This window comes from Streptomyces sp. NPDC033221, assembly GCF_055577005.1.
Map to the genome: position 1 here is coordinate 158,574 of NZ_JBVIQN010000015.1, position 11,890 is coordinate 170,463.

The following is an 11,890-nucleotide window of genomic DNA, read 5'->3' on the forward strand; positions in this document are numbered from 1 at the left end:
CGGGCCGCACGCACACCCCGTCGGAGAGGCTGTGACCGTGACCCCCGCCGACCGGCTGCTGGCCAGCGCTCTGCGCCACAGCGCCCTGCGCGCCACCGCGCTCCTGCTGCTCACCGTCGCCTCGTCCGGCCTCGGCCTGGCCCTGCCCGCCGCCCTCGGCCGCACCCTCGACCTGCTGCTCGAACACCGGCCCGCGGCCGGCTGGCTCACCGCCTGCGCGGTGCTGACCTGCCTGATCGTCCTGCTGGACGCCCTCGACGGGCTGCTCACCGGCACCACCGACGCCCGCGGCACCGCCTGGGTACGACGACACCTGACCCACCACCTGCTCGCCGCCGGGCCGCGCGCCACCGAGCGGTACGGGACCGGCGACCTGGTCACCCGCGTCGTCGGCAACGCCACCCACGCCGGTACCGCCCCCACCGCCGTCGCCGCCTCACTCGCCGCCGTCCTCACCCCGGTCGGCGCGCTGGCCGCCCTCGCGCTCGTGGACGTGTGGACCGCCGTCGCCTTCCTCCTGGGGATGCCGCTGCTGGCCCTCCTGCTGCGCGCCTTCGCCCGCGACACCGGCGACTGCGTCGGGCGGTACCAGGAGAGCCAGGGCGACATGGCGGGACGCCTCGTCGAAGCGGTCGGCGGCACCCGGACCATCGCCGCCGCCGGCACCCAGCACCGCGAGGCCGCCCGCATCCTCGCCCCGCTGCCCGGACTCGCCCGGCACGGGCACCGCATGTGGCACGTCCTGGGGCGGTCGACGGCCCAGGCCGCCATGCTCGTACCGCTGCTCCAGATCGCCGTGCTGTGCGTGGCGGGCGTCCGGCTGTCACAGGGCGCGCTGACCGTCGGCGCGCTGCTCGCCGCTTCCCGGTACGCGGCACTGGCCACCGGGGTCGGCCAGGTCGTCGGGCGGCTGAACAGCCTGGTGCACGCCCGCGCCGCCGCCCGGCGCATCGCGGAGGCCCTGGAGACACCGGCGATGCCTTACGGGAGGCGGCGGCTCGGCGCGGGCAGCGGCACGCTGAAGCTGCACGGCGTCACCGTGCGGCGCGGCGACCGTGCCGTGCTGCGCGGCCTGGACCTGACGGTGCCCGGCGGCACCTCGATCGCCGTCGTCGGCCGCTCCGGCACCGGCAAGTCCGTCCTGGCCGCGGTCGCCGGCCGGCTGGCCGACCCCGACTCCGGCATGATCACCCTCGACGACGTACCGCTGCCCGACCTCTCGCACGACGCCCTGCGCCGCGCGGTCGGCTACGCCTTCGAGCGCCCGGCCCTGATCGGCGCCACCCTCCGCGACACCCTGGCCCTCGGCTCGTACGCCCCCGGGCGCGAGGAGGTGGAGGCCGCCGCCGAAGCCGCCTGCGCCGCGCCCTTCATCCACCGGCTGCCCGACGGCTACGCGACGCCGTGCGCCGACGCCCCGCTGTCCGGCGGCGAGACGCAGCGCCTCGGCCTGGCCCGGGCGTTCGCGCACGCCGAGCGGCTGCTCATCCTCGACGACGCCACGTCCAGCCTGGACACCGTCACCGAACTGAACGTCACCCGCGCCCTGCTGCACGACGTCAAGGCCGCCACCCGCATCGTCATCGCGCACCGCGCCGCCACCGCCGCCCGCGCCGACCTGGTGGCCTGGCTCGACGACGGGCGGATTCGCGCCCTTGCGCCCCACGCCGAACTGTGGCAGCTGCCTGCATACCGGGCGCTGTTCGCCACGGCCCCGAAGGAGACCGCGCATGTCTGAAGCCCAGCGGCGGGGGATCGTCCCGGGAGCCCCCCTCCGGCGGTCCGGACTGCGCTTCCTCAAGCGGCGGCGCGCGGTCCTGGGACGGCTCGCGGGCTGGTCGCTGGTGGAGTCCGCGCAGACCTTCCTGTTCGGGTACGCGCTCGCGCACGCCCTCGACGACGGGTTCCTGCGCGGCGCCCCGGTCGTCGGCGCGGCCTGGCTGGCCGCCGCGGCGGTCTGCGTCGGCGCCGGCGCGTACGGCACGGCCCGGGTCTACGGGGCCGTGGCCGACCTGGTGGAACCGCTGCGCGACACCCTGGTGCGCAAGGTGGTCACCCGCGGGCTGTACGCCCCGGACGGCGCGGCGGTCTCCCGGCTGACCCACCAGGTGGAGATCGCCCGCGACACCTTCGCCGGACTGGTGCTGGTGTCCCGCTCGTTCGTCTTCGTCACCGCCGGGGCGCTGGTCGGACTCTGTTCGCTCGCCCCCGTACTCCTGCTGCTGGTGCTGCCGCCGCTGGTGCTCGGCCTGGCGTTGTTCGCCGGGGCGCTGCGGCCGATGGCCCGCCGGCAGGAGACGTTCCTCGCGGCGGACGAGGCCATCGCGGCGGAGACCGGGACGGCGGTCGGCGGGCTGCGCGACATCACCGCGGCGGGCGCGGAGCGGACGGTGGCCGCCGCGGCGGGCGAGCGGTTCGACGCCGAAGCGCGGGCGTCCGGCGCCCTGGCCCGCTGGAGCATGATCCGGGTGCTCGCCCTCGGGATCAGCGGCCGGCTGCCCATCGTCCTGCTGCTGGTCGCCGCGCCCTGGCTGCTCGGCCGGGGCGTGACACCCGGCGCGCTGGTGGGCGCCCTCGCCTACCTCACGCAGTCGCTGCTGCCCGCGCTGCAGAGCCTGATGCACGGGCTGGGCACGGCCGGCACCCGCCTGGGCGTGGTGCTGCGCCGCCTCACCGCCCAGCCGGTCACCGAACCGGCGGACGCCCCGCCGCACCGCACGCCCCGCGACGGTCACGCCGTCGAACTCACCGGCGTGACCTTCGCGTACGGCCCGCACGCCGACCCGGTGGTGCGCGGCCTCGACCTGACCGTGCCGGTTGGCGGGCACCTGGCCGTCGTCGGGCCGAGCGGCATCGGCAAGTCCACCCTCGCCGGGCTGGTCGCGGGCATGCTGGAGCCCGACAGCGGCGAGGCCCGCCGGCCCGCCACCGCGGACCGGGTGCTCGTACCGCAGGAGGCGTACGTGTTCTCCGGCACCGTACGGGAGAACCTGCGCTACCTGTGCCCCGACGGCCGGGGCACCGACGCGGACATCGAGGCCGCCGCCGGGGAGATCGGCGCGAGCGCGCTGCTGACCCGGCTGGGCGGGCCGGACGCCGCCCTCGCCCCTGCCGAACTCTCCGCGGGAGAGCGGCAGTTGCTCGCCCTGGTGCGTGCCTACCTGGCGCCCGCGCCGCTGATCGTCCTGGACGAGGCGACCTGCCATCTCGACCCGGAGGCCGAGGCCCGCGCCGAACGCGCCTTCGCGGCCCGGCCCGGCGGCACGCTGATCGTCGTCGCGCACCGGATCAGCTCGGCGCTGCGGGCCGACCGGGTGCTGGTGATGGACGGGACGCACGTACGGACGGGCCGGCACGGCGAGCTGCTGCGGCGGTCCGCGCTCTACCGCGAGCTGGCGGGCGGGTGGGCGCACGAGGGGCCCCCGGCCGCCCCGCCCCTACAGCCAGCCCTCCCCGCGCGAGATGCGGATGGCGTCGACGCGGTTGCGGGCGCCCGTCTTCCGGGTGATGGCGGACATGTAGTTGCGCACGGTCCCGGTCGACAGATGCAGGACGCCGGCGATCTCCGAGACCGAGGAGCCCTCGGCGGCCAGTGACAGCACACTCAGCTCGCGCCGGGTCAGCGGGATGTCGGCGGCCTGCAGGAAGCCGAAGCCCAGCGAGCCGTCGATGAACCGTTTCCCCTCCGCCACCTGCCGTATTCCGGTGGTCAGCTGCACCGGTGAGGCTTCCTTGTCGACGTAACCGAGGGCGTCCGCCTCGAAGGCCCGGCGCAGCGGACCGGGCCGGTGTGCCGAGCCCAGCACCAGCAGGGCCGGCGACTTTCCCAGACCCTTCCCTTTCGCGAGTTTGGATAACTTGCGCAATATGCCCTGCCCGGTGGGCTCCGGGCTCTCCGCGTCCACCACGCAGACGTCGGGGCGCAATGCGCGCACCCGTTCGGTCGCGTCTCGGGTGGTGGCGGCGGAGACGTCGATGTCGTTCTCCCGGTCGAGCACTTCCGCCAATGCCCACCGGAACAGACAGATGTCATGCACGAGTAGCACCCGGATCACTGCAGTCCCCCTCCAGACCCCCGTGTACCGGCACCGTTGCGAGTACCCGGAATTCATACCGGCAATGCCGCTGACATGGACCCGAAGAATTGGCCAAGCGGAGGCGTGGGGGCGCGCGTTGGGGTTGTGCGCGCCCCGAATGCGCCGCAATAGGGGTTACCCGTTCGTAGCTTTCCGGTCAGGTGCGGCGCCGGGGCGCGGTGAGGTCGATGAGCCGGCAGACCGTCTCGATATCGATCTTCACCTGGGCGATCGAGGCGCGCCCGGAGAGCCAGGTGATCAGCGCCGAGTGCCAGGTGTGCTCGATGACCCGTACGGCGGACAACTGCTCCGGCGTCGGCGCGCCGTCCAGACCCATCGCGTCCAGGATGATCGCCGTGGTGAGCCGGGAGACGGTGTCCACCTCCGGGCTCACCGAACGGTCGGCGAACGTCAGGGCGCGCACCATGGCGTCCGCCAGATGCGGCTCGCGCTGGAGCGCCCGGAAGGCCCGCATCAGGGTCTGCGCCACCCGCGCGCCCGGCTCCCGCTCCGTCGGAGGGCGCTTGCGCAGTGTCTCGTGCATGTGCTGCAACTGGTCCTGCATGGTCGCCACGAGCAGGTGCACCTTGGAGGGGAAGTACCGGTAGAGGGTGCCGAGCGCGACATCGGACGACTCGGCGACCTCGCGCATCTGCACGGCGTCGAACCCGCCCCGGCTGGCCAGCCGGGCACTGGCGTGCAGGATGCGGCGGCGGCGGGCCTCCTGACGCGCGGTCAGGGGAGGACTGGCGGGAAGCGCCGCTCCGGCCGCTGTGGAGTCCGTAGTCATATGTCCCATTCCGTGACAGTCCGTCCGCGGTGCGGCGCGTACCGGTCATGCGATCGGCACAGCATGGCAGGGGCGCCGGTGGTGGCGCGAATCACCTGGTGCGGCTCTTTTCGCCGGGTTCCCGGCCGGTAGATTCGAAGCTTCTTGAACTGATCAGTAGCCCGCCGGTCGCCGTGGCCCGCGGAACGGTCGCCGGCCGGCCGCGGCCGAACCGTACTGAAACTTGTTCTAGATTAGCGCCAGCGGTTACGCTCCGGCGAAAGTCCAGCGAGAAGGGGGCCGAGAGTGTCCGCCGAGGCCGTCCAGGCAGCCGCGCCGCACCCCGCCGAGGCCCCCGCCGCCTCCCCGGGGCCGGACGGTGACCGCCCCCTGCGCATCGCCCTGCTGACCTACAAGGGCAACCCGTTCTGCGGCGGCCAGGGCGTCTACGTCCGCCACCTCTCCCGCGAACTGGCCCGCCTCGGCCACACCGTCGAAGTGATCGGCGCCCAGCCCTACCCCGTCCTCGACGAGGTGGCCACTCCCCGGACGGAGACCGGAGGCGGCATCACCCTCACCGAACTGCCCAGCCTCGACCTCTACCGGCAGCCCGACCCGTTCCGTACGCCCAAACGCGGCGAGTACCGGGACTGGATCGACGCCGTCGAGGTCGGCACGATGTGGACCGGCGGCTTCCCCGAACCGCTCACCTTCTCGCTGCGCGCCCGCCGCCACCTCGCCGCCCGCCGCGGCGACTTCGACGTCGTGCACGACAACCAGACCCTCGGTTACGGCCTGCTCGGCGACCTCGGCGCGCCCCTGGTCACCACCATCCACCACCCCATCACCGTCGACCGGCAGCTCGACCTGGACGCCGCCACCGGCTGGAAGCGCCGCGCCTCCGTACGCCGCTGGTACGGCTTCACCCGCATGCAGAAGCGCGTCGCCCGCCGCCTGCCGTCGGTGCTGACCGTCTCCGGCTCCTCCCGCCAGGAGATCGTCGACCACCTCGGCGTACGCGACGGCCGTATCCACGTCGTGCACATCGGCGCCGACACCGACCTCTTCTCGCCGGATCCGTCGGTCCCCGAGATCCCCGGCCGGATCGTCACCACCTCCAGCGCCGACGTCCCCCTCAAGGGCCTGATCCACCTGGTCGAAGCCCTCGCCAAGGTCCGTACCGGCAACCCACGGGCCCACCTGGTGGTCGTCGGCAAGCGCGCCGACGACGGGCCGGTGGCCGCCGCCATCGCACGGCACGGCCTCGGCGACGCCGTCGAGTTCGTCAAGGGCATCAGCGACGCCGAACTCGTCAACCTGGTCCGCGGCGCCCAGATCGCCTGCGTCCCCTCCCTCTACGAAGGCTTCTCGCTGCCCGCCGCCGAAGCCATGGCCACCGGTACGCCGCTGCTGGCCACCACCGGCGGCGCCATCCCCGAGGTCTCCGGACCGGACGGCGAGACCTGCCTGTCCGTACCGCCCGGCGACGCGGACGCGCTGGCCGCCGGACTGACCCGGCTGCTCGACGACGACACCCTGCGCCGCCGGCTCGGCGCCGCCGGACGCGAACGCGTCCTCGCCCGCTTCACCTGGCGCCAGGCCGCCATCGGCACCGCCGAACGCTACCGGGAGGCCATCGCCGTGCAGTCCCGGAGCGGGCGCGCCGCCCGCGGGACCGCGCCCGCCACCGCACCGTCCCCGGCCGGCCGCGCCTGATGCGCCCCGGCCGGGCACCGACCCGCACCACCGTGACCACCGCCATGACCCGCCGCCGTCGGCCGTAGCTGCCGCGGACCCCCAGGACGAAAGCAGAGAGCCCTTGCTGACCGTCGACTTTTCCCGATTCCCGCTGGCGCAGGGCGACCGCGTCCTGGACCTGGGCTGCGGCGCGGGCCGGCACGCCTTCGAGTGCTACCGGCGCGGCGCGCAGGTCGTGGCGCTCGACCAGAACGCCGAGGAGATCCGCGAGGTCGCCAAGTGGTTCGCCGCGATGAAGGAGGCCGGGGAGGCACCGGCGGGCGCCACCGCCACCGCCATGGAAGGTGACGCGCTGGCGCTGCCCTTCCCCGACGAGAGCTTCGACGTCGTCATCATCTCCGAGGTCATGGAGCACATCCCCGACGACAAGGGGGTGCTCGCCGAGATGGTGCGGGTGCTGCGGCCCGGCGGGCGGATCGCGGTGACCGTGCCGCGCTACGGCCCGGAGAAGGTCTGCTGGGCGCTCAGCGACGAGTACCACGAGGTCGAGGGCGGCCACATCCGCATCTACAAGGCCGACGAACTCCTCGGCAGGATGCGCGAGGCGGGCCTGAAGCCGTACGGCACCCACCACGCGCACGGGCTGCACAGCCCCTATTGGTGGCTCAAGTGCGCCTTCGGCGTCGACAACGACCAGGCGCTGCCGGTCAAGGCGTACCACAAGCTGCTGGTCTGGGACATCATGAAGAAGCCGCTGGCCACGCGGATGGCCGAGCAGCTGCTCAACCCGGTCATCGGCAAGAGCTTCGTCGCGTACGCCACCAAGCCGCACCTGCCGGCACAGGACGCGTCGGACGCCGCCACCGCCGACGCCGCCACTGGCACTGCCGCCGCCGGGGCCGCCAAGTGACCACACCGGGACGTACCGAACGCCTGGTCCTGCCCGGAGTGCTGACCGCCGGACAGGCGGCCCGCACCGTCGCCGGCATCCTGGCGACCCAGCGCGAGGACGGCGCCATCCCCTGGTTCCGCGGCCACCACCTCGACCCGTGGGACCACACCGAGGCCGCCATGGCCCTGGACGCGGCCGGCGAGCACGAGCGCGCCGAGGCCGCGTACGCCTGGCTCGCACGGATCCAGAACCCGGACGGCTCCTGGTACGCGGCCTACGCCGACGGGGACGCCACCGCCCCCACCGACCGCGGCCGCGAGACCAACTTCTGCGCCTACCTCGCCGTCGGCGTCTGGCACCACTACCTGTCCACCGGCGACGACACCTTCATCGACCGCATGTGGCCCGCCGTCTACGCGGCCATGGAGTTCGTCCTGGAACTCCAGCAGCCCGGCGGCGAGATCGGCTGGAAGCGCGAGGACGACGGCACCCCCGTCACCGACGCCCTGCTGACCGGCTCCTCCTCCGTCTACCAGGCGCTGCGCTGCGCGCTCGCCATCGCCGAACAGCGCGAAGAGCCCCAGCCCGACTGGGAACTGGCCCTCGGGCGCCTCGGCCACGCCATCCAGCACCACCCCGAGCGCTTCCTCGACAAGGCGCGCTACTCGATGGACTGGTACTACCCGGTCCTCGGCGGCGCCCTGCGCGGCACCGCCGCCAAGGACCGCATCGAGGCCGCCTGGGAGGACTTCGTCGTCCCCGGCCTCGGTGTACGCTGCGTGCTGCCCAACCCGTGGGTCACCGGCGGCGAGAGCGCCGAACTGGCCCTCGCCCTCTGGGCGATGGGCGAATCGGACCGCGCCGTACAGATCCTCAAATGGGTCCAGCACCTGCGCGCCGACAACGGCATGTACTGGACCGGCTACGTCTTCGACGACGACGCGGTCTGGCCCGAGGAACAGACCTCCTGGACCGCCGGCTCGATGCTGCTCGCCGTGGCCGCGCTGGGCGGGGACGAGGCCACCACGGCCGTCTTCGGCGGCGAACGCCTGCCGACGGGGCTGGACCCGGACTGCTGCCGCTGACCGCCGGGCAGGGCTCTCAGTGCTCGATCCGCCGGATACGGGCCGCCAGCGCGTGCCCCACGAACAGATACACGAGCGCCGGCAGCCCGTAGTTCAGCAGGGTCCGCAGCCAGGCGGCATCGAAGGTGAAGAGGTTGTAGGACCAGCCCGCCAGCCACCGCGCCGCGCCCTGGACGAAGTGCACCAGGTCGTTGGCGCGGTTCGCGTCGAGCAGATACATCACGATCCACAGGCCGAGGATCACGGCCATGACGTCCGCGATGACGATGACGGCCTTGGCCGCGTGACTGCTTCCGTTTCCGTACCGGTGTCTCCTGGACATGACGGCCGGGTAGCCGCATAAGCCCGCCATAAACAACTGCCCCTCGCCGGCGGCCCGTTCACCGCGACACCCGGAGGCGGGCCGCTCCCCCCACCCATTACTGTGCCCCCATGACGACCTTGACCGGCATATTCGACCACGACCGTTACTGCGCCGAAGTCCTCGCCGAAGGCGACCGGTTCCGGCAGGCCATACGCGGCGCCGACCTGACGACGCCCGTACCGACCTGTCCGGAATGGACCCTGGAAGACCTCGTACGCCACGTCGGCGGCGCGTACCGCTGGGCGGGCGAAACCGTACGGACGCGAGCCACCGAGATGCTGCCCTTTGAAGCGGTCCCGGAACACGCGGGCCCGCCGGCCGGCGACCCGGCAGCCCTGGACGCCTGGCTGGCCGAAGGCGCGCGCCTGGCCGCCGAGGCGATGCGCGAGGCGGGCCCCGACGCCGCGATCTGGTCCTGGGCACCCGGACAGACCTCCGCCTTCTGGCCCCGGCGGATGGTCCACGAGACGATCATCCACCGGGCGGACGCGGTCGCCGCCACGGGCGCCGACTTCCCCCTCGCCCCCGAGATGGCCGCCGACACCATCGAGGAGTGGACACAGCTGATCTGCCTGATCAGCGCCATCCGCCCCGACCACCAGCTCGGCGCCTTCATGAACACCGGCCGGACCCTCCACCTGCACGCGACCGACACCCCGCCGCACATCCCCGCCGACTGGCTCCTCGACTTCACCGCCCCCGCCCCCACCTACCACCACACCCCCGACCACCCCACCGTCACCCTCCAGGCCCCCGCCGCCGACCTCCTCCGCGTCTACTACCGCCGCCTCCCGCTCGACACCCCGGGCGTCGAGGTCACCGGCGACCGGGCATTCCTGGAGGAGTGGCTGGCGGCGGCTACGTTCGCCTGACGGACGGCCCGACAGGGCCTCGCTCTAGCTGTTCAGCTCCGCCAGCACCCGCAGTGTCGTCACGTCCGGGGCCGTGACCAGCAGGTCGGTCACCGGGCCCGCGCGCCAGGCCGCCAGGCGGTCGGCTATCCGGGAGCGGGGGCCGATGAGGGAGATGCCGTCGGCGAAGGTGTCGGGGACGGCTTGGACGGCTTCGTCGCGGCGGCCCTGGAGGAAGAGGTCCTGGATGCGGTGGGCCGCTTCCTCGTGGCCCATGCGGGCCATCAGGCCGGCGTGGAAGTTGCGGGCCGCGTGGCCCATGCCGCCGATGTAGAAGGCGAGCATGGCCTTGACGGGGAGCAGGCCTTCGGCGACGTCGTCGCAGAGCCGGGCGCGGGCCATGGGGGCGACGAGGAAGCCTTCGGGGGCGTCGGCGAGGGCTGACTTGTATGCGTCGGTGCGGTACGGGGACCAGTAGAGCGGGAGCCAGCCGTCGGCGATGCGGGCGGTCTGGGCGATGTTCTTGGGGCCCTCGGCACCCAGGAGGACGGGGAGGCCGGAGCGGCGGGGGTGAGTGATGGGTTTGAGGGTTTTGCCGAGGCCGGTGCTGTCGGGGCCGCGGTAGGGGAGTGGGTGGAAGCGGCCGTCGAGGGTCACCGGGGCTTCCCGGCGCAGCACCTGGCGGACGATGTCCACGTACTCGCGGGTGGCGGTGAGCGGGCTCGCGGGGAACGGGCGGCCGTACCAGCCTTCGACCACCTGCGGGCCCGACAGGCCGAGTCCGAGCAGCATCCGGCCGCCGGAGAGGTGGTCCAGGGTGAGGGCCTGCATCGCGGTGGCGGTGGGGGTGCGGGCGGCCATCTGGGCGATGGCGGTGCCCAGTTTTATCCGGGTGGTGTGGGCGGCGATCCAGGTGAGGGCGGTGAAGGCGTCGGAGCCCCAGGCTTCCGCGGTCCATACGGAGTCGTAGCCCAGCCGTTCGGCCTCCTGGGCGAGCTCGACGTGCCGGGGGTCGGGGCCGCGGCCCCAGTAGCCGAGTGCCAGACCGAGTCGCATGGGGAGGGCCTCCGTTGGGGGTCGGTGGGGTCGGTCCGGTGTTCCGCCGTGGGTGGCTGGGCTGATGCTGCGTCAGGCGTGTCGGGGCAGCGTAGGAGGTGGGGAGGGGGAGGGGAAGGGCGGAGAAGGGCAGGTATGGCGAGGGCCCCTCGCCCTGGGTGGGGGAGGGGCCCTGTGGTGCGGGCGGCGCGGGCGGTGTCAGCCGCGCTGGATGCCGGTCGTGTCCTGGAGGACGCCGCGGCGCCCGTCCTGCGTCTGGGCGATGAGCGCCTGGCCGCGCTGGTCCACGGCCAGGTACCACGTGCCGGGCGCCAGTTCGGCGATCGGCGTCGGCGCGCCGTCCTCGCCGTACAGCGGACGCGCCACCGGCACCGCGAACCAGAACGGCGCGAAGTCCGTGGCGGGCGCCGGCTGCTGCTGCGCGGCGGCCGGCGAGGGCTGCTGGCCGCCGAACGACTGCGGGCCGGGCTGGCCCTGCCCCGGCTGCGGCTGGCCCTGGCCGGGCTGCTGGGCGCCCGGGTAGCCGTATCCGCCGTGGCCCGGCTGCTGCTGGTGGGCGCCGGGGTAGCCGTACCCCTGGCTGCCCGGTGCCGCGCCGTACGGGGACGGGGTCTGCGGCCGCGGGGCGGGGACGAGGCCGGCCTTGAGGGCGGGTACGAGCGGGGTGGCCACGGCCGCGCCCGCGAGGACGAGCGCGGCGATCAGGCCGAGGATCAGGCCGGCGCCCGCGCCGCCGCTGTTGACGGTCGTCCAGAAGGCGAACCAGGCGACGAACACGGTCCACGCGACGCCGAACTGTCCGAGGTCGAGCCCGGCGACCTTCAGCGGCTGCGGCAGGGCGCGTGCCACGATGATCAGGGCGGCCGCGAGCACGCCGGCCAGGAACATGCCCATCAGCAGGGACAGCGAGTCCCAGGCGTTCGTGGACGTGAGCTTCGGGCAGAAGCTGCCGGTGCAGTCCGATCCGTCGTACGAGCTGATGTCGAGGAACGAGGCGATGAACAGCAACACCGCTGCTCCGATCACCACGCCGTCGCCTCTAGTGAGGGAGCGGATGTTCACGTAAGGGTCCTTTGTCGGTTCCGGTGTTCTGGTCTTC

The 11,890-nt window shown here is 73.6% G+C and carries 10 protein-coding genes and 1 pseudogene; 6 read left to right on the forward strand and 5 right to left on the reverse strand.

The window, feature by feature from the left end:
* The first annotated feature begins 31 nt into the window (after window positions 1–31).
* Together ACZ53K_RS21390 and ACZ53K_RS21395 are read left to right on the forward strand one after the other, a co-directional pair.
* Window positions 32–1,738 carry an ATP-binding cassette domain-containing protein gene (locus tag ACZ53K_RS21390; RefSeq protein ID WP_468838797.1) on the forward strand — a complete coding sequence of 569 codons (1,707 nt, stop codon included), beginning with the start codon at window positions 32–34 and terminating at the stop codon, window positions 1,736–1,738.
* Window positions 1,731–3,596 (forward strand): ATP-binding cassette domain-containing protein, encoded by a 1,866-nt coding sequence (locus tag ACZ53K_RS21395; RefSeq protein WP_468838799.1) that lies wholly within the window; start codon window positions 1,731–1,733, stop codon window positions 3,594–3,596. The genes ACZ53K_RS21390 and ACZ53K_RS21395 overlap by 8 nt, the downstream gene beginning before the upstream one ends.
* Here the strand turns inward: ACZ53K_RS21395 and ACZ53K_RS21400 are convergent.
* Both ACZ53K_RS21400 and ACZ53K_RS21405 read right to left on the reverse strand, forming a co-directional pair.
* Window positions 3,522–4,112, reverse strand: a pseudogene (locus ACZ53K_RS21400) (response regulator transcription factor); the annotation flags it as partial. The gene ACZ53K_RS21395 and the pseudogene ACZ53K_RS21400 overlap by 75 nt on opposite strands.
* 121 nt (window positions 4,113–4,233) lie before the next feature.
* Window positions 4,234–4,866: a TetR family transcriptional regulator gene (locus ACZ53K_RS21405; protein WP_468838801.1), complete on the reverse strand. Its 633-nt coding sequence runs from the start codon at window positions 4,864–4,866 to the stop codon at window positions 4,234–4,236.
* 285 nt (window positions 4,867–5,151) lie between these two features.
* Between ACZ53K_RS21405 and ACZ53K_RS21410 the strand changes: the two genes are divergently transcribed.
* From ACZ53K_RS21410 to ACZ53K_RS21420, 3 genes are all read left to right on the forward strand, one after another.
* Complete coding sequence (locus tag ACZ53K_RS21410; protein WP_468838803.1) at window positions 5,152–6,561, forward strand: glycosyltransferase family 4 protein; 1,410 nt, start codon at window positions 5,152–5,154, stop codon at window positions 6,559–6,561.
* Window positions 6,562–6,664: 103 nt separating this feature from the next.
* Window positions 6,665–7,453 (forward strand): class I SAM-dependent methyltransferase, encoded by a 789-nt coding sequence (locus tag ACZ53K_RS21415; protein ID WP_468838805.1) that lies wholly within the window; start codon window positions 6,665–6,667, stop codon window positions 7,451–7,453.
* Complete coding sequence (locus ACZ53K_RS21420; RefSeq protein ID WP_468838807.1) at window positions 7,450–8,520, forward strand: prenyltransferase/squalene oxidase repeat-containing protein; 1,071 nt, start codon at window positions 7,450–7,452, stop codon at window positions 8,518–8,520. The genes ACZ53K_RS21415 and ACZ53K_RS21420 overlap by 4 nt, the downstream gene beginning before the upstream one ends.
* A 16-nt stretch (window positions 8,521–8,536) precedes the next feature.
* Here the strand turns inward: ACZ53K_RS21420 and ACZ53K_RS21425 are convergent, their stop codons facing one another.
* A complete protein-coding gene (locus tag ACZ53K_RS21425) occupies window positions 8,537–8,842 on the reverse strand; it encodes a hypothetical protein (RefSeq protein ID WP_468838809.1) in 306 nt (101 codons plus the stop codon).
* Window positions 8,843–8,952: 110 nt separating this feature from the next.
* Between ACZ53K_RS21425 and ACZ53K_RS21430 the strand changes: the two genes are divergently transcribed.
* The gene (locus tag ACZ53K_RS21430) at window positions 8,953–9,756 is read left to right on the forward strand and encodes a maleylpyruvate isomerase N-terminal domain-containing protein (protein ID WP_468838811.1); all 804 of its coding nucleotides are present in this window, start codon (window positions 8,953–8,955) and stop codon (window positions 9,754–9,756) included.
* A gap of 24 nt (window positions 9,757–9,780) precedes the next feature.
* Here the strand turns inward: ACZ53K_RS21430 and ACZ53K_RS21435 are convergent, their stop codons facing one another.
* Together ACZ53K_RS21435 and ACZ53K_RS21440 are read right to left on the reverse strand one after the other, a co-directional pair.
* Window positions 9,781–10,791 carry an LLM class F420-dependent oxidoreductase gene (locus ACZ53K_RS21435; RefSeq protein WP_468838813.1) on the reverse strand — a complete coding sequence of 337 codons (1,011 nt, stop codon included), beginning with the start codon at window positions 10,789–10,791 and terminating at the stop codon, window positions 9,781–9,783.
* Window positions 10,792–10,989: 198 nt separating this feature from the next.
* Window positions 10,990–11,853 (reverse strand): hypothetical protein, encoded by an 864-nt coding sequence (locus ACZ53K_RS21440; RefSeq protein WP_468838815.1) that lies wholly within the window; start codon window positions 11,851–11,853, stop codon window positions 10,990–10,992.
* Window positions 11,854–11,890: the final 37 nt, after the last annotated feature.